This is a genomic window from Nostoc sp. (assembly GCF_036917975.1).
Taxonomy (GTDB): Bacteria; Cyanobacteriota; Cyanobacteriia; order Cyanobacteriales; family Nostocaceae; genus Nostoc.
The window spans coordinates 40,344-65,861 of record NZ_JBALEJ010000066.1 but is presented as its reverse complement, the minus strand read 5'-3'; the positions used below and the strand labels follow the sequence as shown (position 1 = coordinate 65,861).

Below are 25,518 nucleotides of genomic sequence, written 5' to 3'. Positions count from 1 at the left end.
CATCCCCTAAAACATAAACACCAACTAGCTTAGAGAAGGAGAAAACAAAAACACAAACTAGACTATTCAAGTATTAATGTTGCCGTGTACACCTTAGTAGATTAGTGTTAACACAGTGATTCAAATGCAGAGAGTTAGGATTGGCTATTCCACTACCTCCATTTTAAAGGATTGGTTAGAGGGTGGGCCAAAATAGCCCACCTGATATTTACTCTGTATTTAGCACCGGAGTCTAAACAAGAACCTTACTTCTTCTAGCTACCAGAAACTATTTCTACGTTTCCTTTTTTCAGAGCTTCTAGTGCTTCGCCTTGAGCGTCTTCTAGCTTCTTCTCACCATCTGCTTGAGCGTTGGCGGCACCTATAAGTTTTGCAGCATTTTCTTCACTTTCGAGGATGCCGAATTCAATCAACAATTCTTCTAGCTCATCCATTTCGATGGGTGTGGGAACGGCGAGATTTGTATTGTTGATAATCTTGTCTGCTAGTGTACGGTATTCATTAGCTTGTCCACTGTCGGGTGCATACTCGTTTACAGTCATCCGACGCAATTCGGCGTGTTGCACGATATTGTCACGGGGGACAAAGTGAATCATCTGGGTACTTAATCTAGCTGCAAGGGTGCTAATCAGTTCGTCTTCCCGGTCAGTTTTCCGGCTGTTACAAATCAGCCCACCCAAACGTACCCCACCAGTGTGAGCATATTTGAGAACCCCACGAGCAATGTTGTTAGCTGCAAACATCGCCATCATTTCACCAGAGGTAACGATGTAGATTTCTTGGGCTTTACCTTCACGAATTGGCATCGCAAAACCACCGCATACAACGTCGCCCAATACGTCGTAGGATACGAAATCTACGTCTGAGTAAGCGCCGTTTTCTTCGAGGAAGTTAATGGCGGTGATGATACCCCGGCCGGCGCAACCTACACCAGGTTCTGGCCCACCAGATTCTACGCATCTGATATCCCGGAAACCAGTGATTACCACTTCTTCGAGTTCGATATCTTCTACAGCGCCCCGTTCAGCAGCTAAATGCAGCACGGTAGTTTGAGCTTTACAGTGCAAAATCAAACGAGTGGAGTCAGCTTTCGGGTCACATCCGACAATCAAGATGCGTTTACCCACTTCTGCCATCGCAGCAAGGGTGTTTTGGGAAGTAGTAGATTTACCAATACCACCTTTACCGTAAAAAGCAATCTGTCTAATTCTTTCGTCGGACATGATAATTTATCCTGCAATTGTTTGTTTGGTGAGTCTGTCGGTTTATGAGGCGTTGGCACAAAGTAGTGCCAGAGGTACTTGCTGTCAAGTTACAGCAGTAACCTGATGTAGAACGTTGTTGGAGGCCCTCGTTCTACAGCAAAAAGAGTCTGTATCCAGAACATATTTAAGTTTTTCGTTGGCCATTAGTCGAATGGCACTAAGAAGAGCCTAAAGACTTGTGTCGTCTTCCAGCCTCCAGGCTGGGAATGTATTTAAAAGGGGCTGCTGCCTCTTGTCAAGCTATGGGAGGCGGAGCCTCCCAGAATGGGTTACCAGCCTCTAGGCTGGTAACCAGTCAGAGCAAGGGCTGTATCTTTTCTTAGTGCCATTCGCTATTAGACATCTCCAGAAATTAAATATGCGTTATCCAGAATCCTTGTAGAGACGTAGCATTGCTACGTCTCTACGTTATTTTTCGGAGATGTCTATTAGTCATTGTTTTTTCTGACTAATGGCTAGAGCAATAAGACATCACTCAAGGAAAATTGCAAGTATTACCATCCGCTCACTTAAATGATTTCTCTAGCGGTAGCAATACCAATTGGAAAAAAGAAAGCTACAGATTCTAAGCTGGAAACTCAAATTCAATCCGAATTACGAATTCAGCATTATCAGTTGTTGTAATTAGAAAGAAGGTTGCTCATACCTCAAGAGTGGTTGCAGCAGGATTTAAATTTACGCCAAGTTTTCCTAAATCACACAACCAACCATTGCAATCCACTCTAAACAGTCGCTACAACTTCCCCAATTTTGCTGATATCGTAACCACCGAGAATTTCAAATTGGGAGTGAACCATCCGATGTCCCAAAGTACTGAGCAACTGCTGTACTGGTGCTTCTTCCAGATATTCCTTGAGAATCACCAAATCATATCGTGACTGATGTAAAGGGATAAATCCCAGCCCAAAAGCGCTAGCTACAGATGCCGTACTTATACCAGCATCAGCAACTCCTCTGACTACAGCTTGGGCAACATCTTGGTGAGTTTTGAGTATATTGTCAAAGCCCTGAACGGTATCGAACGGTATCTGCTCCTTTTGGAGTGTTTGTTCCAAAAGCATTCGACTACCAGAACCGATTTCGCGGTTAACAATAGTCGCTCCCCCAGCAACTAAGTCACTAACTGTTCTAATTCCCATTGGGTTTCCTGACTTCAACAAAAGTCCTTCCTCCCAGACACCAAGGGTAATTAGAACTGCTTCCCTCCCAGCCAGAACATCTCGAACAAAGGGAGTATTATACTCACCAGTTTCAGGATCGTACAAATGCATCCCAGCGATGTGCGCCTCACCTCTGCATAGACTGTGCAATGCAGCCATGCTGTTGGCGAAGTTATATTGGACTCGCAGTTGGGGATGCCAGCGTTCGGTGGCTCTTGCCCATAGTGAAATCACAGGGGCACAACCAGCAATCACAACGGTGTTGTGAAGTGTTTCGAGATTATCGTCTAAAAGACGGACTCGAACTTTATTTGTACCTGCTTGGCTAGTACTTTCACCATCAGCCGGAATCATATCTTGGCGAAAAGCATCCTTGCCAATTAAGGGATAAGCTATCCATTGTCCTCCTACACGAGCCATGCTAACTCGTAGTTGCTGACCATTAGGAACAGGTTTGGCAAGAACGGCTTCAATTTCAGGTAAATCCCGCTCTAACCAGAATAGATCCTCTACTTGACAGCCAAGCGCTTTGGCCAAACGAAGTGTGATGGCTACCGAGGGAGCATATAGTCCCGACTCTACACCACTAATAGTCTGACGAGTCACATTAGCGATGTTAGCCAAATCTTGTTGGCTCATGCCTAAGCGAGTTCTAATGGACTTCAAGTTATTACGGAGGTCACTATCCTGCTTCATTGGCTTTGTCTCTTAGTTTCAAAAAGCCGTAGCGGATTTAAACATTGCATCTGCCAAGGCGAAAGTCTTGTCTTTGAGTTTATATCATTTCTCTTTGAAGACTTTTTGTACTTTCGCTATCTTGATTCCCTATATAAAAAGACTATCACAGAAGTTGCAAGTTTGCTTGCCGAGCGCAAATTATTTTTGCGGGTGGTTACTTTTTAGCCGCTTTTTTGGCTCAAAAGCCCCAAATTCCGATAAATAAAGCATTTGTTTAGTATGAAATATTTACCAACTTTATTGGCAATAAGTAGCATTTCATACAGTACAAAATTTTGCGGTTCTCAGGCAAATTGCAGTCAATCTTCTAGATTAAAGACAAGCGCGTGAAACTTGGGATAAAAAATAAACAACTGCCCCTTGCCCCCTGTCTTATCCCAATGACAAATATTGACGCCCATCTACTTAACCCTATTCAAAAGTAGACACATCTCGCAGCAAATTCGGAATTTCCCCTTGAGATATAGGAAACTCTAGTAAGGTTTCTCTAAGACCCAAATACCCAGATTCTGCAAACGACAAAAGCATTCGTGAAAGCGCTAGCCAAACTTCCGGTTCATATTCCCAATCACGATAACGCGAAGCTTGACCAGCAATTGAACGTAGCGCCCAAAAATAAGAGTTCCGCACTACCGAACCACCCTTCTTAAACTCTGGTAAATCTTCGTGGTGGATCAAAAGTATTTTATTTTCAATTCTGGCTCGCATAGCAATTTTGGATTTTGGATTTTAGATTTTAGATTAAAAGTTAAGTTTTAAGTAGTTGGCTAGTGTTGAGCGCATATAGGACTCATATTTGATTGCGCGTCTATTCCCTATTCCCTCCTTACGCAAGTAAGTTCAGTAATCAAATCGGATTCCTATAGTATCGTAGGCATTTGGCGATCGCCATTGGTGTCAACTTAAGCTGAAACTTCTTTAAATAATTCGTAATTCGTAATTCGTAATTCGTAATTAAGTTTTGTGAAAGCGTTGCGGTAGCGAGTCTGCGAGCGTCCGGGGATTTAGACCCCGACCCAAAACTTGCCAGTTATTTAACTGGGGGATTTAAACCCACGGTAGTCGGTTAAAACCTGGAAATGCTGCTCCTGGTGGCTCTTGCCAGGAAGCGAGGCGAGCCTCCGCCTCTAGGATGGCATTCCCAGTCGGAGACTGGGAACGAGACAATATCTAAAAGCTTTTACTAGGCGTTGACACCAATGGGCGATCGCTTACCATCTGATGTAGCCAATCGTAAATTGTTATGCTATATTAAGCGTAGTCGTTATGAGTTTATATATGATCATGGCTAACCCAACTGTAGAAAACTTAGTAATTATCGGTTCTGGCCCAGCAGGCTACACAGCCGCTATCTATGCTGGACGCGCTAACCTGAAACCCGTTGTATTTGAAGGTTTCCAAGCCGGGGGTTTACCTGGTGGGCAACTAATGACAACGACGGAAGTTGAGAACTTTCCAGGGTTTCCCCAAGGGATTACTGGCCCGGAATTGATGGATCAGATGAAGGCGCAGGCGGAGCGCTGGGGGGCTGAACTATATACTGAAGATGTTATATCAGTTGACTTGAGTCAGCGTCCCTTTACAGTGCGATCGCAAGAAAGGGAAATAAAAACCAACAGCATCGTCATTGCTACTGGTGCAACAGCAAAGCGTTTGGGTTTACCCAGCGAACATGAATTTTGGAGTCGGGGTATTTCCGCTTGTGCAATTTGCGATGGTGCAACACCAATTTTCCACGGTGCAGAATTAGCTGTGATTGGTGCTGGCGACTCGGCGGCGGAAGAGTCAATTTACCTCACCAAATACGGTTCTAAGGTAAATATGTTGGTACGCACCGATAAAATGCGGGCTTCTAAAGCCATGCAAGACAGGGTTTTGAGCAACCCGAAAATCCAGGTGCATTGGAATACAGAAGCTGTGGATATCTTCGGTAGCGATCGCATGGAAGGGGTGAAAGTCCGCAATACTAAAACTGGTGAAGAGAGTCAACTGCACGCTAAAGGTTTATTCTACGCCGTTGGTCACACTCCCAATACCTCTTTATTTAAAGGGCAATTAGAACTGGATGAGGTAGGTTACGTTGTTACCAAGCACGGTGCTGTGGAAACTAGTGTAGAAGGCGTTTTTGCTGCTGGCGATGTCCAAGATCATGAGTTTCGGCAAGCAATTACGGCTGCGGGTACTGGTTGTATGGCGGCGATGTTAGCAGAACGTTGGTTGTCATCCACTGGCTTGATTCAAGAATTCCATCAGCAGCCAGAAACAGCAGATAACGAATTAGAACATCAGCCAGCCAAGAAGACTGAAGCCGAGGAAGAAGCGGGATTTAAGTTAGATGGGACACGCCATGAGGGAGGTTATGCCTTACGGAAATTATTCCATGAAAGCGATCGCTTACTCCTTGTTAAATATGTCTCTCCTGGTTGCGGCCCTTGTCATACCCTGAAGCCGATTTTAAATAAAGTGGTGGATGAATTTGAAAGCATTATTCACTTTGTAGAAATTGACATCGACAAAGACCGAGATATTGCTGAAAATGCTGGTGTGACAGGAACGCCAACAGTTCAATTGTTCAAAAACAAAGAACTGGTAAAGGAAGTCAAAGGCGTGAAGCAAAAGAGCGAATACCGCGAGTTGATTGAAAGTAATCTGTAATTATAGTTAGGAGTTAGGAGCGGAGGCAAAGATGCTCCGCCTGCGGTTGAGAGTTATTACTGTCCCTACCTGCTGCTGCTAGCAATATTGCCCACCCTAATTTGTCTAATCGGATTTTGGGTGGAAATAATCTCATCTGTAAGGTAGGGTTGAATTTTGAGTTGACAAAATTACTCTTATAACTCATAACTCCTAACTTACTTTATGGCCATTACAAAACGGCGACTACCGACATTTTTAGAGTTTGGCAAAAGTCCCAATCTTTCCCAAAAACTCATGCTCATCGGGTTAGCCATTACCCTATTTTTCATTTTCCTGGCATTCTTCGCTCCCGTATTGCAGGCTTGGGGATGGCTGCAAAACCCGAAAGATTTTCTCTCTAATCCAATTCACGAGCCACCCTCAGCGAAACATTGGTTTGGTACTAGTCGCCTGGGTTATGATGTGTTCTCTCGGACTTTGTTCGGCGCTCAAGCTGCTTTGCAGGTGGTAATTTTGGCAACGGCGCTGAGTATGATTATCGGTGTGCCTTTGGGGATGCTGAGTGGTTATCTTGGCGGTAAATTGGATAAAGTGTTGCTGTTTATTATGGATAGCATCTACACTCTACCAGGGCTACTGCTGTCTGTGACACTGGCATTTGTGGTGGGGCGTGGGATATTAAATGCAGCGATCGCTATTAGCATTGCCTACATTCCCCAATATTACCGCGTTGTTCGCAACCACACCGTCAGCGTGAAAACGGAAGTGTTCATCGAAGCTGCTCAAGCAATGGGCGCTTCTACTTGGGTTGTGCTTTCTCGTTATCTGTTTTTCAACGTCATTCAAAGCGTACCCGTGCTATTTACACTCAACGCGGCTGATGCAATTTTGGTGTTGGGCGGTTTAGGCTTTTTGGGGCTAGGGCTTCCCGAAGAAGTGGCAGAATGGGGACATGATTTAAAACAAGCCCTAGAAGCTCTACCTACTGGCATTTGGTGGACTACGCTTTTCCCTGGTTTGACGATGACATTCATGGTGGTAGGGTTATCACTACTTGGTGAGGGGTTAAATGAATTTGTCAATCCCCGATTACGAAGAGAAAATAGAATCCGAAAGTAGTCATTAGTCATTAGCAAAAGACAAATGACAAAGGACAAAGGACAAATAAACAATAGAGAGATTTGTATGAAAGATAATTTAACGTTAATTGCTGCCGCTACTGGTGGGTTTATGCTTACCATTGCCCTTGCTGGTATCTTAAGAGGTACTCCAGTTACAGCTTGGCAGGAGCAATCGAGTTTCCGTACCAAGACTGTTGCTGATTTACGACTCGCACCCAATAAGACAGAAAATTTAGAATTTTTTCGTGCCAAAATCCTAAAACCCTAAGTACACATTTGCCTAAAACCCTGACAAATTGTTGATTTTGAACTGGAGAATAGGGAATAGGTAATAGCTGTTAACCAATTACCAATGCTCTATGCCCAATAACAAATGACAAATGACAAATGACAAATCAAGTAATTGGCGTTGATGTCGGGGGAACAGCGATTAAGCTGGGGCGTTTTGCAGATGATGGTACTTGTCTGCAATCTTTGACTGTGGTATCTCCTCAACCAACAACGCCGGAAGCTGTGTTAGCAGTGCTGGTAGATGCGATCGCACAAATCGATCCAGATAATCAAGCTGTTGCCATTGGTGTTGGTACTCCTGGGCCGTCTGATGCCGCAGGACGCATTGCTAAAATCGCCATTAACTTGCCTGGCTGGATCGATGTGCCTTTAGCAGACTGGTTAGAAGCTAAAATTGGCAAACCGACTGCGATCGCTAATGATGCTAATTGCGCTCTTTTAGGAGAAGCTTGGCTAGGAGCCGGTCGCCACTTTCAAAATCTGATTCTGCTAACTTTAGGTACTGGGGTTGGTGGTGCAATTATCCTCGATGGCAAACTATTTATTGGACATCAAGGAGCCGCCGGGGAATTGGGTTTAATTTCATTAAATCCCGATGGCCCAATTTGTAATAGTGGCAATCGAGGCTCTTTGGAACAATATGCCTGTGCGACTGCAATTCGCCGCCGCACTTTCAAGGAACCCATCGAATTGGGTTTTCTTGCCCAACAAGGAGATAGCGCAGCCTTGACTTTTTGGCAAGAGTATGGTAAATACTTGGGAATTGGTCTGACCAGTTTGATTTATGTACTCACACCGCAAGCGATCGTGATTGGTGGCGGTATCAGTGGTAGCTTTGAGTTTTTCTTACCAGGTGTGAAGGCAGAAATTGAGAAGCGAGTGCAGCCTTTATCACGAGTGGATTTACAAATATTACCAGCAGAGTTAGGCAATCTTGCGGGGATGGTAGGTGCAGCAAAGTTGGCATGGCAACGCTATTCGGAATGTTAGATTATGGTTCAAACAATCCCAGCGAGAGATATAAGTCTTTACGAATTAGAAGAAAAATTTGGTTTGCAACTTGCCACAGACAGCAACTTTTTTGCAGAATGGACAGAAATACCAACTCTGGCAGATGGTGAAAAGCAAGCGACGGCGCGAGTGAAAAGCAACTATTTAAACTTGAATAAGCACCGTCTGATGTCAGAAGAGGCGGTAAAGATGGTAGTGCTGTATCCTTTACTCGATTTAGCTGGGTTTTATCAACCTCCTTTTGAGATTGAAACCGAGACTTCTGTGGAGATTTCTGCCGAAGACGAAAGCTTTCTCGTTAAAGGAAACATTGATGTTCTTGTCATCCAAAAACATTTTTGGGTATTTGTCATCGAATCTAAAAGCAGTAAATTTGATGTGATGACAGCCCTACCTCAAGCACTCGCTTATATGCTTGATCGTCCAAATCCTGCACAACCGACTTTTGGTTTACTAATCAACGGGAGAGAATTTGTTTTTGTCAAATTGATTCAACAAGAACATCCTTGGTATGCCTGATCTGATGCGCTATCAATTGAACGTGATTCAGAACTACACCAAGTACTCACTATATTGAAGCGCCTTGGACAATTAATTGTGCTTTTACCACCTGAGAACTAGTACCACAAGGCGGAATTCAAAATTCAAAATTAATATAGGAATCTGATTTGATTACTGAGCTTACTTGCGTAGGGAGGGAACAGGGAACGGGGAACAAGGAAGAAGGGAATAGACGTGTACTGAGTTTTTCAAAAATCAAATACGAGTCCTATACAGTGTAAGCATTTCATTGATTTTGAATGGGTGAACTCATTCTTAACTTTTCTTCCTTTGCGCTCTTTGCGTCCTTCTCTAACGAGACGCTGCGCGAATGCGGTTCGTTCTTTTATGCCTCAAATTTAATGGGACAGACCACTGGAATTGAGGCTTATGATCTACCTATACTTGCAACTCAAATCCAGGTAATATATCTTCTCCAGAAAGAATCGCCGGCATTTGCATAACTTCTACAGCTTTTTCGAGTCGGTAAATTTCCACTTGCTTATCTTGAGGATTAATTAGCCAACCCAAACGCAAACCATTTTCTATGTATTCCCGCATTTTCGCTTGGATAGGTGCAAGACGGTCTGTCTCAGAACGCAGTTCAATTGCAAAATCGGGTACAAGTGGCGGAAATTTTTTTCGCTGTTCTAGTGTTAAAGCTTCCCACCGTTCCAACTTTACCCAAGCTGCATCAGGGGAACGTTTTGCACCATTTGGAAGTATAAAGATAGTTGAAGAACTAAAAACTTTCCCTAACTTAGCTTGACGATTCCAGATTTCTAAATCGGTAATTAGTCCAGCCTCTTGATTTCCGCTTTCTCCTCCTACTGGTGGCATAATAATTAATTCTCCGGCTGCATTCATTTCCAGGCTTAAATCGCTATTGGCAACACACAATTGATAAAACTGCTCATCGGTTAAATGAGCAATCGGTTCTAGATTAAGCACAACAGTATTCATTGAATCTTTCCTCGTGCCTTTATTGCTAAGGGAACTCCAAGAAATAAATTATCCAATATTGTGGGGTGGGCATCCTGCCCGCCCAGTCTATAGGGCGGGCGAGACGCCCACCCCACAAGAGTTAATTGGATATTTTTTTATTTGGAAGTCCCTAACTTCGTTATCTTTAGTTAAAAGTTTAGCAAGAGTAAGTTCTTCGTTCACACTAAGATAAAGAATATCCAGTTGCTTTTTTAACGTATTTCACAACTTTTTCATAAGATTCAGGATTACTCACAGGGTTGATGATGATGGGAATAGTGCCATCTGGCAACCAAAAAGTTATCCTACCGTTCGGTTCATGACAAAATGAACTGATACAGTTGAGATTAATTACATATTCATTTTTTTCGTAATTTATTCTTACCCAGTGGGCGTGATCTAATTCTAATCCTGTCACACATTCTAAATAATCAAAAATCTTTTGATAATCTTCCAAATTACTTTGGGGGTTAATCACTATGGGAATGGCACTATCGGGTAGCCAAAAAGTTACCCTGCCATTCAGTTCATAACAAAAAGCATGGACACGCTCAAAATTCACCACATATTCTTTCCTCTCGTAAAGGATTTTCACCCAGTACGCCACAACATCTCCTCAAGTCCGAAATTTACGAATGATGCACCCTGGATGTCCAAATCGACTAAAGCTCTAAGTTAATGTTGCAATTTTGAATTTTGTTAGCGCAGCGTTAGCGAGTCTTCTCCCAAAGGGAGACGCTAAGAGCGATAGCGCAGCGTTAGCGAGTCATCGAGCGTCACGAGCGTCATTTTGAATTTTGAATTTTTATGACACCTCCAATGGTGTTGGTGTACCAGATGTAGAAAGAGAAAGAGCGATCGCTGTTTGAATAAACCCTTTAAATAAAGGATGAGGGGTACTGGGGCGCGATTGAAATTCTGGATGAAATTGACAAGCAAGAAAGAATGGGTGTTTGGGTAATTCCACAATTTCAACTAAGCGTCCATCAGGAGAAGTACCACTAATCACATAACCAGACTTTAACAACAAATCGCGGTAATCGTTGTTGAACTCATAGCGATGTCGATGTCGTTCATAAATTACATCTTCTTGATAGAGCTTGAAAGCTAAAGTATCATGGAGAACACGACAAGGGTATAGTCCTAAGCGCATTGTACCCCCTAAATCCACTACTTCTTGCTGTCCTGGCAATAAATTAATTACGGGATCAATTGTATAGGGGTCAAATTCAGCACTGTTTGCACCTGTTAATTCCCCTACGTTTCTGGCCCATTCAATCACAGAACATTGCATACCCAGGCATAAACCCAAAAAGGGGATTTGGCGATCGCGCGCGTATTTAATGGCGGCAATTTTGCCATCCACTCCCCGAACCCCGAAACCTCCTGGTACAACGATGCCATCGACACCCTGAAGATGAGTTTCAGCTGATTCAGTTTCCAAATCTTCTGAGTTTATCCAACGCAGACGCAGTTTGCCATAAGTGGAGATTGCAGCATGGTTTAGCGCTTCCACTACCGATAGGTAGGCATCACTTAACTGTACATATTTCCCAACAATGGCAATTTCTACCTCATGCTTGGGACTATGTAAGCGTTGTACCAGGGTTTTCCACTGTGTCAAATTTGGTTTACGTTGTTCCATTTGCAGCAAGTTCAGCACTTGTTCTGCCATTCCTTCCCGTTCCAGATTTAGGGGTACTTCATAGATACTTTTGGCATCTTGGGAAGTGATGACGCATTCTTCCGGGACATCGCAAGATCCCGACAATTTCTGTTTTAATCCCTTGGGTAAAGGGCGATCGCTCCGACAAACTAAAATATCTGGTTGAATACCAATGGATCTCAGTTCCTTAACTGAATGTTGTGTCGGCTTAGTTTTCATTTCACCCGCCGAGGCAATCCACGGCACCAGCGTTACGTGCATATACAGCACATTCTGCCGTCCCACCTCTTTACGGAACTGGCGAATTGCTTCCAAAAACGGCAGTGATTCAATATCCCCTACCGTACCGCCGATTTCTGTAATTACTACAGAGGGATTTGTACTTTTAGCAACTCGCAGAATCCGATCTTTAATTTCATTGGTAATATGAGGAATTACCTGGACAGTACCGCCATTGTAGTCTCCGCGCCGCTCTTTATTGATGACTGCCTGGTAAATCGAGCCAGTAGTCACACAATTTAAGCGCGACATCGAAGTATCGGTAAAGCGTTCATAATGCCCCAAGTCCAAATCTGTCTCCGCCCCATCTTGGGTAACGAATACTTCCCCATGCTGAAAGGGACTCATCGTGCCAGGATCGATATTAATATAAGGGTCGAGTTTGAGAATCGACACCGAATATTCGCGCGACTTGAGCAAACGCCCTAGACTTGCTGCTACAATGCCCTTACCAATACTGGAAACTACGCCTCCAGTAACAAAGATAAACTTAGTCATAGTAGTTTGAATTTCTAACAACTTCTAAAAATACATCCCGTCATTGTGCCACAGTTATTGTGGTGTAATCTTCTGTGATTTGCTGTGAAAAACCTTCTAGGATTAGTAATATTAGGCTTTATTCTCTCCTCCTCAATAGCATTGGCACAGCCATCTCTTATAGTTATTTTTCCCCAGACAAACTACCAGACAAGTGCCCAAAAAATCTTCTTTCTGGGCACTGCACCACCAGATGGTCAGGTTTTGATCAATAGTAAGCCAATTACCCGCAGCAAAGCTGGTCATTTTTCCCCTAGTTTCCCCTTACAGTTGGGGGAGAATCTTTTTACTGTGCGTCGCCAGAATCAAGAACTTAAGATTAAGGTGATCAGGCTTAACGCTAGCCCGGAACTACCACAGGGGGTAGCCTTTGCGAAAGATTCCCTGACTCCCGCAGTTGACATTGCCAGATTACCAGGAGAAGTAATTTGTTTTAGCGCCATCGCACCCCCTAACGCTAATGTCTCTGTAACCCTGGTCAATCAAACTATTACCCTTTCACCCCAACCCGAACAGGCACAACTACCAAGTAATTTGGCAGCTTTGACAGGGCAAAATCAGCCTCATGCCCAGTCTAGCGTAGGCAACTATCAAGGTTGCACCACAGTGGCAACAGCCGCCGATCTGGGAAAACCTCAATTTCAACTGATCCTTGATGGCAAGACGATAACTCAACCCGGATCTGGTAAGATTGAAATCCTCTCAAGATCGCAGTTGCCAATTTCTGAAGTTACAGTAGAGTCAGGCGTTGCTCGTACTGGCCCTAGCACAGATTATTCTCGACTTACACCACTGCCCAAAGGCACACGCGCAACGGTTACAGGTAGGGAAGGCGAATGGTTGCGCCTAGATTATGGCGCTTGGATTAATAGTAAAGAAACCCGCATTTTACCTGGTGCAGTTCCGCCACAAACAATAATTCGCAGTGTCGGATACCGTCAACTCCCTAGTGCGACAGAGATAGTTTTCCCTTTGCAAGTTCCCGTACCCGTGAGCGTACAACAAAGTGAGCAAACTCTCGCTCTCACTCTCTACAATACCACTGCCCAAACAGACATAATTCGCCTGGATGACAACCCCCTAATTTATCGCCTAGACTGGCAACAGGAAGCTCCAGGACAAGTAAAATACACCTTTAACCTCAAAAAAGCTCAACAGTGGGGATATAAGCTGAGATACGACGGTACAACCCTGGTTTTGGCTTTGCGTCATCCACCTAAAATTGGGAATACAAGACGCAAGCCTTTAGCTAATTTCAAGATTGTACTAGATCCAGGGCATGGAGGTAAAGAAACTGGTGCCAGTGGCCCAACTGGATATTTAGAAAAAGATGTGAATTTGGTGGTATCTAAGTTGCTGCGCGACGATTTGGTGAAGCGAGGAGCAACAGTAGTGATGACGCGAGAAGACGATCGCGAAGTTTCTTTAGTAGAACGTCAGGCAATTATCAGTCGAGAAGAACCTGCGATCGCACTTTCCATACATCACAATTCTCTACCCGATGATGGCGATGCCGAAAAAACCAAGGGATTCGCCGCTTTTTGGTATCAACCCCAAGCCCATAACCTCGCAATGTTTTTACATAACTATGTAGTCAAGAAACTCGGTAGACCTTCCTATGGTGTGTTTTGGGATAACCTAGCGCTGACACGTCCAACAGCTGCGCCATCGGTGTTACTGGAATTGGGTTTTATGAGCAATCCCGATGAATTTGAGCAGGTGGTGAACCCCGAGGAACAGAAGAAGATAGCCGATGCGATCGCTCAGGGGATTACTGAGTGGTTTCGGAGTGTGCAGTAAATTTGGAGGTACTTTACCCTCATTGTATTTGGTGGAGTGCGATCGCTAGAGGATCTCGAAAAAGCCAAGCTGGAATATGAATTGATGGAGGTAATTTGCAATGGCGAAGAAGAAATCAGCGATTCTTGAAGCCGTTCACGAAACGGCTACGGGGCTGCACAAGGCTGGACTGATGGATCAAACTACATTGCGAGAATTCGACAGTCTGTGTTTGTCTGAGATTGAACCGCTAGAACCTAAGCAAATTAAGGAAATACGCCAATCATTGCCGAAAGCGAGACAGAGATTGTAGTGATTACTGTGTATACATTTTATTTTTGAGGAAAGTGACGCGATGAAAATTAGCTATGACCAAGAAACTGACTCTCTTTATATTCGCCTAGTCGATGGATATCATGAATGTCGTACTTTGCAATTAAATGATGAAATAGCACTAAATATTGGTGCGGGTGAAGTTTTAGTTGGTGTAGAAATTCTTGATGCAAAAAAGGTTATTGGATCGGGTCAGTTGCCACAAGTTGTTCTAGAGAATATCCCATTTCAGATTGTATCAACGGCATCTTTAGAGCAAGCACACACTCCGCCCGATTCTCCTGTGGAGGATGAGACGCTAGCAGAACTACCTGAAGATTTTGCTGCTAAGATCGCTGAAATAAAACAACGTGGCGATCGCTTTCAATCTGTAATCCGACGAGGTTCTACAGGTCAAGATTTGCTCAAATTTGCTGGTACTTGGCATGGAGACGACCTAGAGGAGTGTCTAGCATTTCTTGATGCAACCCGCTCACAAGCGAAAGCCAAGGCTATGTACTTCTGTTACTCAGCATTGGCTTCAGGTGATTCTTTAGGCTTTTAATTGATTCTATCGATTCCTTGGTTTCCAACTATCAAGAATTTCTCGAATAGAGACTAATTCGTTAAGATATTCATTCACTTCGATTCTTTTACTTTCGAGAATAGCAATAACCTCAGAAGCTTCTACTTCCCTTGTTGCCCGTTGCTTGAGTAAAGAGTCAAATTCAGCTTGAAACATATTGATGTAGTCATTGATTTGCTTTTCGCCTTTACGAAAATCATCTGATACTTGTTTTTCAATAACACGCTGAAGCAACTGTAGGTTTCTCTGCACTTGTAAGTCAATATTTTGCTGAATTCCTTGAGAAGTCAGTTGTAAATCAATTTCATAGTAAGATACTGTTTCCTGATACGAAACATCTACTTCATAGACTTTATCTGATTTACAGCATCGGCTATTCTTCCTTGATTCTTTCTTACTTCTAGCAAATACTTTTTGCTGATGTTGAATTTGAGCATCAATACCAGAAAATTCAAAGTCAGGAAATTGGATTGTATTATTACCTATTTCTACTTGCAAATTCTTTTTAATAAGCTCAGATAGTTCATCAGAAATAGCCTGTATTTCTCGTTGGATTTTTTTAACTAAACCTTCACGAATTATTGTTCCCTCTCTAACTAGTCTATCCTGAGTATCCAACCAAAAAGTTTGTATTACAGGAGTGCAGTACTCATTAATAGTTTTAGCAATTTTCTCAGCATCTTTTTTGTTTTTGACCTTGATTTTATAGGGATCAGAACTGGAAGAGTCTTCAAGTAAAGAACTGAACTTATCCAATATATATGTGGGAAGATTTGGAGTCTTTTCGTCCTTTGAAACCTTTTTGGATTGATTTTTAGCTACTCTATCAATTTCTGAGGCTATGCGTTTTTTGGCACTTTCGGCAAATTTATTAATCCCTTGGCTGAACGTATTAATTAATATTTGCTTTTGTGCTTCTACGGACTTTTTTACAGTCGCCACCTGATTTTTCGCTAAATCAGAATGTTTTTTGTACTTTTCTACTTTTTGTAGCAGTTCCTCAAATTTTAACTGCCAGCATCCGATATCTGTAATAAATATCTTATCAATAGCTTTGCCTGCTTCGTTCAATTCATTTAAAACATCACTCAATAAATTCCATCCTGAATTTTGAGTAATAGTTTGAATTACTGTCTCTTGAATTTTCGGAATACCACTATCATTTAAAGCTTGTGGTGCAATTTCTTCCGGCAAGGGAATGATACGCCTTCCTTCTTCATCTCTTTGGGCATATCTAGCACTAAAAAAATCTTCAAAGTCTTTAATATGACTATCAGTTGCCTTACCTTATTGAATAAGCTTGGATAACAACCCTTGCCATCCACTAACTGAATCAATTCTTGGTTCTGGTATACCAAATTCAACTAAATTTATTCTTAAAGACTCTATAACCTCTGCAATAGGTCTATCTCTGTCTGCTTTTCTATCTACTTTATTAAGAACAAAGTAAAGCTTACCTGTATTCTCTGCTAAAAATTCCTTACGCTGCTCAATTAAGTCTTTAAGCAATTCTAAGTTTATTTTGTCCCTAAATGCTGTGTAATCCAGAATGAATAATATGGCATCACAGGTTCGGAGAGCTTCTAAAGCAGTCTGCTTTAAAGAAGTGGTGTCAAACGAGACAGACTCCCACTCATTGGGTCCAGGAGTATCAACTAATGTGAAACCTTTCAGTGATGGCATTGTACTAATCGCTTCAATGGGATGTTCTAATTCAAAGCGTGTAGTATTATTTTGATTATTTTCATGTCTAATCTCACGGGTACGTTCTAAAAATCTTTGCCGAATTTTGCTTGCTTCACCTTCTATTAAAACTATAGGTTTTTGTTTACCTGCTTGATATTCTAAAAGTCTGGGTGTTTTTCCGGCATCAATTGGACGGATATCTGTTCGACAAACTGTGCAAGCTTCTGATTCACTTGCTAACACATCTGCACCAATTATGGCATTCAAGAAGGTACTCTTACCTGCTTTCATTGCTGCAATCACAGCAACCTGATATTTTTGTTCTGCTAAGGCTTTTAAAGCTTTGGTAATATTATCTTCAACGCTTTGTAATCCTTTGGTACTATCTCCTTCTTTGAACCTTGCAGCCCGAAGTTCTTTCAAGTACTTTAAGAGTTGATTACCAGTATCACGAACTCTGTTATAGGTTTCTTGAAATTCTTGTTCAGACATATTTTTAGCTTCTAATTTCATTGTAATTCCCTCCTCGTTTATATTTGACTGATTTGAAACATCTACTGGCTCCCAAATTATTTTGCGTTGTTCAGCAGCTATAAAATTACGTGCATAATAGTCACTGGGTACACAAATTAACTCTTCATTTATTTTGCAGAGAACATTATTTGTAAGTTCTACTCCGTTGACAAATGCCTTCAAAGCATCTTCTGTTGGCTCTCTATCAATATCCCACATCAGAGAAATCAGACTATGCTGTAATCTAACTGCTAAACGCAAACAATCTTTTTCAACTTCATCTAAAGCGTGCTGGTGAGTTAAATCACGAATCTGCTTTTTGCTTTTACCAGCTAGTTCATTGTATTTTTTCTCCAAGTTGGTATATTTACCAGCTAGTTCATTTGCAACAGTCCTATGATGTTTAGCAGCTTGTCTATCACTTTCCCCAACAGCATGAGTAGTAAAAGCACCAACAACTGCTCCAACAGCTAATCCAAGAGCGCCGAAAATAAAAGGAAGCATAAAAACTATGTAATCCTCTAAAATTTAATTCCTATTGTTCTGTGAAAAGATGAGGCAGTTGAGAACTACCAAGCAACTTACTATCTGCTGATGTTAATCCTAGAGATTTAGCAATAGCGACTGATTCATGTAACCGTTGCATAGCCCCTTCTATCCCCGGTGCAATTGGACGATTTGTAATTTCTTGATTAATTGCTTCCGCTTCAGATAAAAACTCTAGATTTTTATGGTGTTCATAAATCAGTTCGTTCTCAATTGCTTGTAATCTTTCTAATTCTTGCTGAGTTAAAGATTCATAATAGATTTTCACCGTTTTTTTATGGTCATCGAGGATTTTGAAAAACTCGTAAACCATACCCGCAGTTCCAACAACGGCTAAAACTGGTGCTGCTGCGGTTAAAGCGATCGCAATTGGTGGACAAGCTGCTGCTACTGTTGTGGTTACAAACGCTGTCACACCCCCAACTGTGCCGCCTTTTACGGTATCTTTCAATGTTTCTATAGCGGCTTCTTGTGCAGAAATTTCACCCCGAACTACCCGTAAGGCGTTGGTTAGTAACGAAAATGGTGCTGTCGTCGCTACACCAATTGCTGCTCCCAGGGGCGCGACTTTAACACCTGCTTTAACTGCACCTGTTAGATTATCAAAATGCCATTTAGCATCTAGTCTCATTTGCTCCTGCGAAGTCATGGGTTTATCGCCACGGGCTAAATTATCTTTGGCGTTTTCCCACTTGATATTTTTGGGATCATTTGAGCCGCCTTTGCTATGCGGTTTGATATGACTAGCGTGCTTATCTGATAGGTATTTTTGGGTATTAACATCAGTGGATTTGCTATCAATCCCTGCTCTTTGAGATGGAGGGATTTTATCTAACATTTCTTGGGCTTGCATTCTGGTTCTTATTCGATCACCAGGTCGAATCCCACCTTTATATAATCTACGGGCTGCACTTAAGGATAAATCTTGTAATTGGGCATGTTGAACGTTAATGTTAGCAGCAGCGTTAAAAGCGGAATTACGCTCTTGTTCGTCAGACATGGGTAAACCAATTTAGTGTAATGTATTACGTTTCTTTGCTTTATACCAAAGCATGGTATGAACTTATTTTCTTATGGTTCCCATTTTGGCATCAGATGCGATCGCCCTACTGCCAAACCCAAAAGATGGAGCAATAGACATCTCCGAAAAAGAATGTAGAGACGTAGCACTGCTACGTCTCTACAAGGGTTCTGGGTAACACATCTTTAATTTCTGGAGATGTCTAATGCAGAAGATAGCAAAAACAGCCTCAAGTTATTGAAAGGTGCGTTGGCGTAGCCCGTCGTAGACATCGCTGATTTACCTACTACGGTGAAGCTAGTTGAAGTCTGTAGTAAGCTTTTGCCCGTGCTTACTAAGTTTTTCGGCTGACCATAACTTAGTAAATATTACTCTACATCTGGGTCGATACCCATTGCCCTGAGCCGTTCTGCTAATTGTGCAGCTTTTCGTTCTGCTTTTTCGGCTCTTTGCCTTTGCAACTCGGCTTCTTCTTGACCAATCAGTAACAGATTCCCTTCTAAATCCCACCAGCGCAACCACAATTGTTCAGGATTATTCAAGTAGCTTCCTTGCCATAACCCTAGTTCCACCCCTAAAGGAGGAATTGAGTAGTGACCTCGCTCATTAGGCTGCATTTTGTGGTAAGAAAAATCTACCAGGTGATAAACTTCCAGTTTGTCATTACTGATTTCATAAATCGCATAGTAGGGAATTCGGATTACTCTTTCATATACCCAGAATTTACCCGGTTTTGCGCCTTCCCGACTACCAGCTAGAGGTAAAGGGGTGACATCTCGTTCTTCATCGCCATTACCACTAGCTAGTTCTATAGCAATCAATGGCGGTATGTATTCCCGCCACAAAACATAGGAGCGACGGTTTTTGCCATCTAGCCTTGGTGGTACACCAGGGACATAAAACCAATCGGGTGCTGCTGCTCCTTTTTCTGGTGGTTCAGTCTCTCGCCAGTAAATACCACAATCTTGACCAATGCAATACTGTCCATCTGGATGTAGGCGTTGCAAAACTTGAGCAATTGAGTCTGTCAAAATGACGGTTTGGGGATGCTCTTGAAAATTTTTTACAAACGTACCATCCGACTCTGGTAGTTGAGTGTGATCGGGAAACTGGGGCGGTATGCCAATATCGGCAAGTGTTTCACTCATACTTTGAAAAGTATTGCAGCTATCTATTTAATGTTTGACGCTTCCCATAAAGTGTTACGAGCTAGTATAACACCTTGCTCTGTCTTGATTTCAGTGCTTTTACCCTGCCAGAACCCCTTTGATTGCGGATAGAAATATATGAAATCTTATATTTTGAAACTGTATGTATTTTAAGATCGACGGTATGGTAGGAGCGATCGCTATTTTATTGAGTAATGGTAGTGCAATCGCCCAAGATACACAAAGATATATCACTGTAGGGCACGATCAATTAGGAAACAGTGTAGCTCTGGATACAAAAACTATTAAGGGCACTACATATAAGCTTTATGGAATCTATGGAGATGGCATCTTTGAAACTACCTTTGATGCTTCGTGCAAAGAATCGCGGCTTTTTCGGAATCGCATTGCCATTTATAGCTCAGATGGACAGCTACTTCAAGACGATCAGCAGAAAGGAGAAATAGCTTTTGTAGCCGATTCTTCACCAGGCAAAGGAATGCAAATTGTTTGTCAAAAGATTGGTGCGCGTGGTTGGTAGATTGTGGGGGATAAGGGAGCAGGGGAAGCAAGGGAAGCAGGGGAAGCAGGGGAAGCAGGGGGAGAAGATATTAATAACTAATGCCCAATGCCCAATGCCCCATGCCCAATGCCCCATGCCCAATACTCAGATAGAAAATACTAAGGACAAAACAACGTGTCACGCGTATCTCGTCCTGTAACGGGATTAGTCCCTTTGGCAAGTTTGCACAATTTTTTTTGCTCATCGGGACGTAGCAGCGTATCAGTAAAATCTGCCCCGTCAATGATTGCACCATCAAATCTAGCGTTAGCAGCAAAAGCACCCTCCAACAGTGCATTTGTCAGATTTGCTCTGACTAAACGAGCCGAGTCTAAAGTGGCATTTCTTAAATCAGAACCCTCCAAATTCGCAGACTCTAAATTTGCTGCAAAGAAGCTGACACCGTTCAAATTAGCGTGGCTAAAGTTGCTTTGGCGAAGATTAGCTTTAGTAAAGCTAGAGTCTGTTAAATCACGTCCAGAGAAATCAGCCTCAACCAAAATTTCCTTATTATATTCCAGTGCCAAAGCTGTTGGAGCAAAACCGACTATTGCGGTGATGCCAACTATTCCCCACAGGAATAAGCTGAGTATGCTTGCCCAAATTCGGGCGCTTAACTTAGAATTCATACTATTTTTAGCCAATGGCGAACCCTCCTCCATCTCATTATCCTTGAGTCAGAGATGTTAGCGCAAAAATCCTTTAAAAATATTTTTATGAATACTAATTCAAGTTCATACGATGATTTGAACATTGCCTTGGCACGACTTCAGGCTATTCAGTGGGATACGTTGGGAATGGGGGAGAAAGACGAAAAACTTACAGAACTGATGTTAGAATTTCTGTCGCGGGTCAGACAATGGGCAAAGTTTTTGCAGAGTAAACAGAAGCATATTTTTGAAAATCTTGCTCTCCAGATTCGCCCTGACATTGAACTCCCGTTTTCCCTAATGCAATGGCTGGAGGAGTTATACAACAGCGACCGGATACCAACTAGGCGTGGTAGTGTCTATGTTCTGCTAGGGGTACGTAACTACTTATTTTGGTGTCGTCTACGGGAATTTGGTGCAGTTCCGGCGAATGGTCTTCCTGATCCTTATGAGCCTTTCATCAACTTTCTGGAATGCGGTGGTGGCATATATGTCGAGCATCACCAATTTATGGATATTTACCCCAATTATGTTTACTTCAATTTGACTGTTGGGAATGCCACGCCAGCAAGTGAAGAATAAGCACATCATGGGAGTATGATTTCAGGGAACTACTAGAAACTCTTATTTTCCTGTTGAATTAAATAACCGAGAATACTAAAGTTTATATGCATTGTCCAAATAGTGGTCAATTAGGAGAAGACCTAGTAGCCCAATGGTTGCAATCTACAGGTTGGGTAATTCTCCATCGTCGCTTTTCTAGTCGGTGGGGGGAAATTGATATCATCGCTGAATATGCTAGAAAAGCAGAGGGAACATCAGGAGAACTCAGGACTCAGCACTCAATATTGATTTTTGTTGAAGTCAAAACCCGCAGTTCAGGTAGCTGGGATGCAGGGGGAAGAAGCGCAATTACTCTACAAAAGCAAGCAAAAATCTGTCATACAGCCGAAATATTCTTAGCCGAGTACCCTGAGAAGGCAGATTGTTCTTGTCGATTTGATGTTGCTATTGTCTACTGTCAAAGGATACCAAAAAATCTGATTGGAGTTACAGCAAACCAAGAAGCTCTAGCGACTTCATCAGTACACGGATATAAGTTGAAGCTGCAAGAATACATTCCGGCAGCTTTCGACTCTTTAATTGATAATGGTTAATCGGTAATGGATAAAATATCTTGATTACCAATGACCAACTATTTTGTAGTGGCGTTACGACCAAAAGTATCACGCCAAAGTTTCTGGACAGTAGCCTAAGCCACGGACAAACTGTTGTCGAAATGCTTCAATTTCGTCTCTCTCTGGGCTACCATGAGAAACGATCGCTACTTGATAACGACGCATCACATCCACAGGGCACTGTCCCGCTTCCAAACTCCAAAGTGCCATTTGCACCCTCATTGGCGGTTCGTAGCTAATTCCTAATTCATTTAGAAAAGCCCGAAAGTCGCCATCTTCTTGGGGCGAGACTTGACCTTTGAGTTTGATCCTAACCACCCAGCCATCAATTTGATGAATTACGGTGACGAACGAAACTGGTGTCTGGGGTCTAGCGTGGAGGTGTTGAACGACCCTCAGGGTTAGACTGGCATTTGCCAGATAGTACAAGTATTCCATGTTTGTTGGTGCTTGGGATCAAAGCCAATCCTACATATCTATATTCGTCAATCAGTGCCCCTTCCCGGTAGGGTAAAAGCCCCCGTTTTTAGATGGGGAGGTTTACCCAATTTTTATGTTAAGTTTTCCGTGTTACTTAATAGTAACAATCTTATAGCCTTGCGGCAAAACTGAGCCAAGATCCCTTAAAGTTCCTTTAGAAGGGAAAGCTTAAACTAGCTTTTTCGAGAGAGTATAAATACTAAATAAAGCAAAAACTAGTACAAGGTAATTTGAAAGATACATCTCGTCCACAAGCAAAAGATTTTGAATTAGATTGCTCGGTAGCTGGCTATGACTACGAACTACCTCCAGAACTCATTGCCCAAAACCCAGCAGTTCCTAGAGATAGTTCGCGGTTACTGGTAGTTGATTCTCCCACTACAGGCATCGAAGCAGCATCCCTACACCATATTTTCCATGATTTACCTGGACTGCTACGCTCTGGTGATTTGTTGATTATGAACAATACAAGAGTCATTCCAGCGCGGCTTTATGGTCATAAATCCACTGGTGCGAAAATCCAAGTGTTGCTGTTGGAAGAACGGCAGCATAATTGTTGGCTAGCTTTAGTTAAGCCAGGAAAAAGCTTCAAACTGGGAGCGAAGATTATTTTTGAACCAAGGCAATTAGGGACTGAGGATTATAAAGATTCTTCCCCAATCCCTAATCCCCAATCCCCAGTCCCCAGTCCCCAGTCCCCAATCCCCAGCCCCCAACTCACCGCTACGGTTCTAGAAACAGATGCAGCAACCGGAGGGCGTTTGTTGCAATTTGATGTGCCAGAGGGAAAAACTTTGGTGCAACTATTAGAGGTATTTGGTGAAGTACCGCTACCACCGTATATCACGACCTCTGAAGCTGCGGATGAGCAGTATCAAACAGTTTATGCTAAACAGCCAGGAGCGATCGCAGCTCCGACGGCAGGATTACACTTTACCCCAGAATTATTACAAAAGTTGCGCGATCGCCAAATCAATCAAGCTTTTGTAACGCTACATGTTGGTGTAGGTACATTTCGCCCTGTGGAAGTGGAGGACGTAACTACCCATAAAATGCATGAAGAATGGATTGAAGTTCCCGCCGCCACAGTAGAGCAAATTCGCGCTACTAAAGCTGCTGGCGGTCGGATTATTGCTGTAGGAACAACAGCAGTACGGGCTTTGGAAGGGGCAGCTAAATCTGGGAACTTACAAGCATATTGTGGTAAAACAGACTTGTTTATTTATCCCGGCTACCAATGGCGGGTAGTGGATGGTTTGATTACGAATTTTCACTTACCGCGTTCTAGTTTATTGATGCTGGTAAGTGCGCTAATTGGCAGACAACGGCTATTGAATATATACAACGAAGCGATCGCTTTTAGATATCGCTTTTATTCCTTCGGCGATGCCATGTTAATTTTGCCCTCAGCTGTGGGAGTAGGGAGTAGGGAGTAGGGAATTATGCAATTTGAGATTTTTCTTTCAATCCAAAATCTCAAATTTGCAGAGTTAAAAGTTGGGAATTTGGAATTTTTTCTTTCATGGTGGGTACTCTGACTTATGAGGAGTTAAAAATAAGTACAGGTCTGTTATTCATGTCTGAAAAATACCTATTTTCTCAGGGCTTAAATTTATTTTGCCAGGTGACACTTGTTGGGTGTTCTGCGTTTTTGGTCTTGGCTGCACCGGCAATTACTAATTTCCCAGTTAGCAAGTTGCTGGCAGAAACCGCAATTTCTCAGGATTTGGAAGCGGCGAGCTTTTTCCAGCAGGGAGTGACGCGCTATAACCGCAAAGACTTACAGGGTGCGGAATATGCCTTTCGCCAAGCGTTGCAACATGACCCCAACCTGGGGGCAGCGCGAAATTATCTAGGTAATATATTTTTGGAGCAAAATCGCCTGGATATAGCTTTACAAGAATATACAGAGGCGATTAGGATTAATCCCAATTTTAGCGAAGCTTATTACAACTTAGGGTTAGTCTTGCACCGACAAGGAGAAAAAGAAGCTGCGATTACGGCTTATCGCCAGAGCTTGGTGATAGATTCTACAAGGGTGGCAGCGCTGTATAATCTGGGTGTGGCACTGTATGAACAAGGACAGGTTGAGGATGCGATCGCAGCATACCAGCAGGCAATTACTTTAGATAGAACCAATGCCAATGCTTATTTTAACCTAGCGATCGCCTTGCAACAACAAGGAAAAATAGAAGCTGCGATCGCTTCTTATCGCCAAGCTTTGAAGCTAGATCCTAAAAATGCCACAGCCTACAGCAATATGGCAAATTTGCTAGCAATGCATGGTCAAGCTTCGGAGGCTATCTCTGTTTATCGGCAAGCTATTCGCCTAAATCCGAAAAATGCCTCAGCTTACTATAACTTGGGACTTACTTTATATAATCAGGGCGACATCAAGAAAGCCAGTGGAGTCTTGCAACGCGCTCATAATGAGTATCGTGAGCAAGGCAACATTGAACAAGCCCAGAAAATTGAGCAGCTAATGCAGCAAATTGCCCAGAAAAGTGGGCAACCTCAAGTCAGTCAAACAGCTACTCCTTCTCAGAGTTCAGATTCTACAAGTAATGTAGTACAAACACCTGAGTCACAGACGGCAAATCAATCAGAAACGCAGGCAAATCCTAGCAATGTGCCTGTATCAGCTGAACCACTGTCTAATTCCACGAATACCGGACAATAACAATTCAAAATTCAAAATTCAAAATTAAAGACATTTCAGACGAAGAGAAGTGCCTTGCGCGGGTTCCCCGCGTTGTGGCAACTTCGGGAGATTTAGCGAGAAACGCGGTCTTGGGCTTTGCCCAAGTGGAGCGATTTCTCAAGACAAA

General features: G+C 42.7%; 26 protein-coding genes. 14 read left to right on the top strand and 12 right to left on the bottom strand.

Going from position 1 to position 25,518, the window contains the following annotated elements; all coding sequences use genetic code 11:
- Positions 1 to 254: 254 nt before the first annotated feature.
- From nifH to V7K76_RS25090, 3 genes are all read right to left on the bottom strand, one after another.
- Complete coding sequence (gene nifH / locus V7K76_RS25100; protein ID WP_334780454.1) at positions 255 to 1,223, bottom strand: nitrogenase iron protein; 969 nt, start codon at positions 1,221 to 1,223, stop codon at positions 255 to 257.
- 764 nt (positions 1,224 to 1,987) lie between these two features.
- A complete protein-coding gene (locus V7K76_RS25095) occupies positions 1,988 to 3,121 on the bottom strand; it encodes a substrate-binding domain-containing protein (protein WP_334780455.1) in 1,134 nt (377 codons plus the stop codon).
- Between the two features lie 453 nt (positions 3,122 to 3,574).
- Entirely contained in the window at positions 3,575 to 3,871 is a 297-nt protein-coding gene (locus V7K76_RS25090) for a hypothetical protein (protein ID WP_179067437.1), read from the bottom strand.
- A 576-nt stretch (positions 3,872 to 4,447) separates the two neighbouring features.
- Between V7K76_RS25090 and trxB the strand changes: the two genes are divergently transcribed.
- The 5 genes from trxB (at position 4,448) to V7K76_RS25065 (ending at position 8,742) form a co-directional block, all read left to right on the top strand.
- Positions 4,448 to 5,818 carry a thioredoxin-disulfide reductase gene (gene trxB, locus V7K76_RS25085; RefSeq protein WP_334780456.1) on the top strand — a complete coding sequence of 457 codons (1,371 nt, stop codon included), beginning with the start codon at positions 4,448 to 4,450 and terminating at the stop codon, positions 5,816 to 5,818.
- A 204-nt stretch (positions 5,819 to 6,022) separates the two neighbouring features.
- On the top strand, positions 6,023 to 6,919 hold the full coding sequence (locus tag V7K76_RS25080; protein WP_179069241.1) for an ABC transporter permease: 897 nt from the start codon (positions 6,023 to 6,025) through the stop codon (positions 6,917 to 6,919).
- A gap of 66 nt (positions 6,920 to 6,985) precedes the next feature.
- Positions 6,986 to 7,189 carry a hypothetical protein gene (locus tag V7K76_RS25075; protein ID WP_334780457.1) on the top strand — a complete coding sequence of 68 codons (204 nt, stop codon included), beginning with the start codon at positions 6,986 to 6,988 and terminating at the stop codon, positions 7,187 to 7,189.
- A 119-nt stretch (positions 7,190 to 7,308) separates the two neighbouring features.
- Positions 7,309 to 8,202 (top strand): ROK family protein, encoded by an 894-nt coding sequence (locus V7K76_RS25070; RefSeq protein WP_334780458.1) that lies wholly within the window; start codon positions 7,309 to 7,311, stop codon positions 8,200 to 8,202.
- Positions 8,203 to 8,205: 3 nt separating this feature from the next.
- A complete protein-coding gene (locus V7K76_RS25065; protein WP_334953566.1) occupies positions 8,206 to 8,742 on the top strand; it encodes a type I restriction endonuclease subunit R in 537 nt (178 codons plus the stop codon).
- A 420-nt stretch (positions 8,743 to 9,162) separates the two neighbouring features.
- Here V7K76_RS25065 and V7K76_RS25060 read toward each other — a convergent pair whose 3' ends face one another.
- The 3 genes from V7K76_RS25060 to V7K76_RS25050 form a co-directional block, all read right to left on the bottom strand.
- A complete protein-coding gene (locus tag V7K76_RS25060) occupies positions 9,163 to 9,726 on the bottom strand; it encodes a Uma2 family endonuclease (RefSeq protein ID WP_334953564.1) in 564 nt (187 codons plus the stop codon).
- 205 nt (positions 9,727 to 9,931) lie between these two features.
- The gene (locus tag V7K76_RS25055) at positions 9,932 to 10,354 is read right to left on the bottom strand and encodes a hypothetical protein (RefSeq protein ID WP_094347562.1); all 423 of its coding nucleotides are present in this window, start codon (positions 10,352 to 10,354) and stop codon (positions 9,932 to 9,934) included.
- A gap of 198 nt (positions 10,355 to 10,552) precedes the next feature.
- The gene (locus V7K76_RS25050) at positions 10,553 to 12,190 is read right to left on the bottom strand and encodes a CTP synthase (protein WP_334953562.1); all 1,638 of its coding nucleotides are present in this window, start codon (positions 12,188 to 12,190) and stop codon (positions 10,553 to 10,555) included.
- A gap of 84 nt (positions 12,191 to 12,274) precedes the next feature.
- On the opposite strand from V7K76_RS25050, the gene V7K76_RS25045 reads away from it, so the two are divergent.
- The 3 genes from V7K76_RS25045 (at position 12,275) to V7K76_RS25035 (ending at position 14,885) form a co-directional block, all read left to right on the top strand.
- On the top strand, positions 12,275 to 14,029 hold the full coding sequence (locus V7K76_RS25045; RefSeq protein WP_334780464.1) for an N-acetylmuramoyl-L-alanine amidase: 1,755 nt from the start codon (positions 12,275 to 12,277) through the stop codon (positions 14,027 to 14,029).
- A 100-nt stretch (positions 14,030 to 14,129) separates the two neighbouring features.
- Positions 14,130 to 14,321: a hypothetical protein gene (locus tag V7K76_RS25040; RefSeq protein ID WP_334780465.1), complete on the top strand. Its 192-nt coding sequence runs from the start codon at positions 14,130 to 14,132 to the stop codon at positions 14,319 to 14,321.
- 42 nt (positions 14,322 to 14,363) lie between these two features.
- On the top strand, positions 14,364 to 14,885 hold the full coding sequence (locus V7K76_RS25035; RefSeq protein WP_334780466.1) for a DUF2283 domain-containing protein: 522 nt from the start codon (positions 14,364 to 14,366) through the stop codon (positions 14,883 to 14,885).
- A gap of 6 nt (positions 14,886 to 14,891) precedes the next feature.
- On the opposite strand, the gene V7K76_RS25030 is transcribed toward V7K76_RS25035, so the two are convergent.
- From V7K76_RS25030 to V7K76_RS25020, 3 genes are all read right to left on the bottom strand, one after another.
- Complete coding sequence (locus V7K76_RS25030; protein ID WP_334780467.1) at positions 14,892 to 16,100, bottom strand: hypothetical protein; 1,209 nt, start codon at positions 16,098 to 16,100, stop codon at positions 14,892 to 14,894.
- Positions 16,101 to 16,193: 93 nt separating this feature from the next.
- The gene (locus V7K76_RS25025; RefSeq protein WP_334780468.1) at positions 16,194 to 17,609 is read right to left on the bottom strand and encodes a dynamin family protein; all 1,416 of its coding nucleotides are present in this window, start codon (positions 17,607 to 17,609) and stop codon (positions 16,194 to 16,196) included.
- 31 nt (positions 17,610 to 17,640) lie between these two features.
- Positions 17,641 to 18,651, bottom strand: a complete 1,011-nt coding sequence (locus V7K76_RS25020) for a hypothetical protein (RefSeq protein ID WP_334780469.1) — start codon at positions 18,649 to 18,651, stop codon at positions 17,641 to 17,643.
- 73 nt (positions 18,652 to 18,724) lie between these two features.
- On the opposite strand from V7K76_RS25020, the gene V7K76_RS25015 reads away from it, so the two are divergent.
- Positions 18,725 to 18,850 carry a hypothetical protein gene (locus V7K76_RS25015; RefSeq protein ID WP_334780470.1) on the top strand — a complete coding sequence of 42 codons (126 nt, stop codon included), beginning with the start codon at positions 18,725 to 18,727 and terminating at the stop codon, positions 18,848 to 18,850.
- A gap of 190 nt (positions 18,851 to 19,040) precedes the next feature.
- On the opposite strand, the gene V7K76_RS25010 is transcribed toward V7K76_RS25015, so the two are convergent.
- Positions 19,041 to 19,820: a Uma2 family endonuclease gene (locus V7K76_RS25010; protein ID WP_334953557.1), complete on the bottom strand. Its 780-nt coding sequence runs from the start codon at positions 19,818 to 19,820 to the stop codon at positions 19,041 to 19,043.
- Between the two features lie 163 nt (positions 19,821 to 19,983).
- Here V7K76_RS25010 and V7K76_RS25005 point away from each other — a divergent pair, with 163 nt between their 5' ends.
- Complete coding sequence (locus V7K76_RS25005; RefSeq protein ID WP_334780472.1) at positions 19,984 to 20,361, top strand: hypothetical protein; 378 nt, start codon at positions 19,984 to 19,986, stop codon at positions 20,359 to 20,361.
- 140 nt (positions 20,362 to 20,501) lie between these two features.
- Here V7K76_RS25005 and V7K76_RS25000 read toward each other — a convergent pair whose 3' ends face one another.
- A complete protein-coding gene (locus V7K76_RS25000) occupies positions 20,502 to 21,011 on the bottom strand; it encodes a pentapeptide repeat-containing protein (RefSeq protein WP_334780473.1) in 510 nt (169 codons plus the stop codon).
- Positions 21,012 to 21,098: 87 nt separating this feature from the next.
- On the opposite strand from V7K76_RS25000, the gene V7K76_RS24995 reads away from it, so the two are divergent.
- Together V7K76_RS24995 and V7K76_RS24990 are read left to right on the top strand one after the other, a co-directional pair.
- The gene (locus tag V7K76_RS24995) at positions 21,099 to 21,614 is read left to right on the top strand and encodes a hypothetical protein (RefSeq protein ID WP_334780474.1); all 516 of its coding nucleotides are present in this window, start codon (positions 21,099 to 21,101) and stop codon (positions 21,612 to 21,614) included.
- Between the two features lie 86 nt (positions 21,615 to 21,700).
- Entirely contained in the window at positions 21,701 to 22,189 is a 489-nt protein-coding gene (locus V7K76_RS24990; protein ID WP_334780475.1) for a YraN family protein, read from the top strand.
- A gap of 69 nt (positions 22,190 to 22,258) precedes the next feature.
- Here V7K76_RS24990 and V7K76_RS24985 read toward each other — a convergent pair whose 3' ends face one another.
- Entirely contained in the window at positions 22,259 to 22,648 is a 390-nt protein-coding gene (locus tag V7K76_RS24985) for a hypothetical protein (RefSeq protein ID WP_012412259.1), read from the bottom strand.
- A gap of 245 nt (positions 22,649 to 22,893) precedes the next feature.
- Here V7K76_RS24985 and queA point away from each other — a divergent pair, with 245 nt between their 5' ends.
- Both queA and V7K76_RS24975 read left to right on the top strand, forming a co-directional pair.
- On the top strand, positions 22,894 to 24,126 hold the full coding sequence (queA, locus tag V7K76_RS24980) for a tRNA preQ1(34) S-adenosylmethionine ribosyltransferase-isomerase QueA (protein WP_334780572.1): 1,233 nt from the start codon (positions 22,894 to 22,896) through the stop codon (positions 24,124 to 24,126).
- A gap of 140 nt (positions 24,127 to 24,266) precedes the next feature.
- Complete coding sequence (locus V7K76_RS24975) at positions 24,267 to 25,370, top strand: tetratricopeptide repeat protein (RefSeq protein WP_334780476.1); 1,104 nt, start codon at positions 24,267 to 24,269, stop codon at positions 25,368 to 25,370.
- The last annotated feature ends 148 nt before the right edge of the window (positions 25,371 to 25,518 follow it).

Bases quoted from the DNA above. Each gene is read 5' to 3' on its own strand.
- nifH (WP_334780454.1), bottom strand. From the start codon at position 1,223: ATGTCCGACGAAAGAATTAGACAGATTGCTTTTTACGGTAAAGGTGGT.
- V7K76_RS25095 (WP_334780455.1), bottom strand. From the start codon at position 3,121: ATGAAGCAGGATAGTGACCTCCGTAATAACTTGAAGTCCATTAGAACT.
- V7K76_RS25090 (WP_179067437.1), bottom strand. From the start codon at position 3,871: ATGCGAGCCAGAATTGAAAATAAAATACTTTTGATCCACCACGAAGAT.
- trxB (WP_334780456.1), top strand. From the start codon at position 4,448: ATGGCTAACCCAACTGTAGAAAACTTAGTAATTATCGGTTCTGGCCCA.
- V7K76_RS25080 (WP_179069241.1), top strand. From the start codon at position 6,023: ATGGCCATTACAAAACGGCGACTACCGACATTTTTAGAGTTTGGCAAA.
- V7K76_RS25075 (WP_334780457.1), top strand. From the start codon at position 6,986: ATGAAAGATAATTTAACGTTAATTGCTGCCGCTACTGGTGGGTTTATG.
- V7K76_RS25070 (WP_334780458.1), top strand. From the start codon at position 7,309: ATGACAAATCAAGTAATTGGCGTTGATGTCGGGGGAACAGCGATTAAG.
- V7K76_RS25065 (WP_334953566.1), top strand. From the start codon at position 8,206: ATGGTTCAAACAATCCCAGCGAGAGATATAAGTCTTTACGAATTAGAA.
- V7K76_RS25060 (WP_334953564.1), bottom strand. From the start codon at position 9,726: ATGAATACTGTTGTGCTTAATCTAGAACCGATTGCTCATTTAACCGAT.
- V7K76_RS25050 (WP_334953562.1), bottom strand. From the start codon at position 12,190: ATGACTAAGTTTATCTTTGTTACTGGAGGCGTAGTTTCCAGTATTGGT.
- V7K76_RS25040 (WP_334780465.1), top strand. From the start codon at position 14,130: ATGGCGAAGAAGAAATCAGCGATTCTTGAAGCCGTTCACGAAACGGCT.
- V7K76_RS25035 (WP_334780466.1), top strand. From the start codon at position 14,364: ATGAAAATTAGCTATGACCAAGAAACTGACTCTCTTTATATTCGCCTA.
- V7K76_RS25025 (WP_334780468.1), bottom strand. From the start codon at position 17,609: ATGCTTCCTTTTATTTTCGGCGCTCTTGGATTAGCTGTTGGAGCAGTT.
- V7K76_RS25020 (WP_334780469.1), bottom strand. From the start codon at position 18,651: ATGTCTGACGAACAAGAGCGTAATTCCGCTTTTAACGCTGCTGCTAAC.
- V7K76_RS25015 (WP_334780470.1), top strand. From the start codon at position 18,725: ATGGTTCCCATTTTGGCATCAGATGCGATCGCCCTACTGCCAAACCCA.
- V7K76_RS25010 (WP_334953557.1), bottom strand. From the start codon at position 19,820: ATGAGTGAAACACTTGCCGATATTGGCATACCGCCCCAGTTTCCCGAT.
- V7K76_RS25005 (WP_334780472.1), top strand. From the start codon at position 19,984: ATGTATTTTAAGATCGACGGTATGGTAGGAGCGATCGCTATTTTATTG.
- V7K76_RS25000 (WP_334780473.1), bottom strand. From the start codon at position 21,011: ATGAATTCTAAGTTAAGCGCCCGAATTTGGGCAAGCATACTCAGCTTA.
- V7K76_RS24995 (WP_334780474.1), top strand. From the start codon at position 21,099: ATGAATACTAATTCAAGTTCATACGATGATTTGAACATTGCCTTGGCA.
- V7K76_RS24990 (WP_334780475.1), top strand. From the start codon at position 21,701: ATGCATTGTCCAAATAGTGGTCAATTAGGAGAAGACCTAGTAGCCCAA.
- V7K76_RS24985 (WP_012412259.1), bottom strand. From the start codon at position 22,648: ATGGAATACTTGTACTATCTGGCAAATGCCAGTCTAACCCTGAGGGTC.
- V7K76_RS24975 (WP_334780476.1), top strand. From the start codon at position 24,267: ATGTCTGAAAAATACCTATTTTCTCAGGGCTTAAATTTATTTTGCCAG.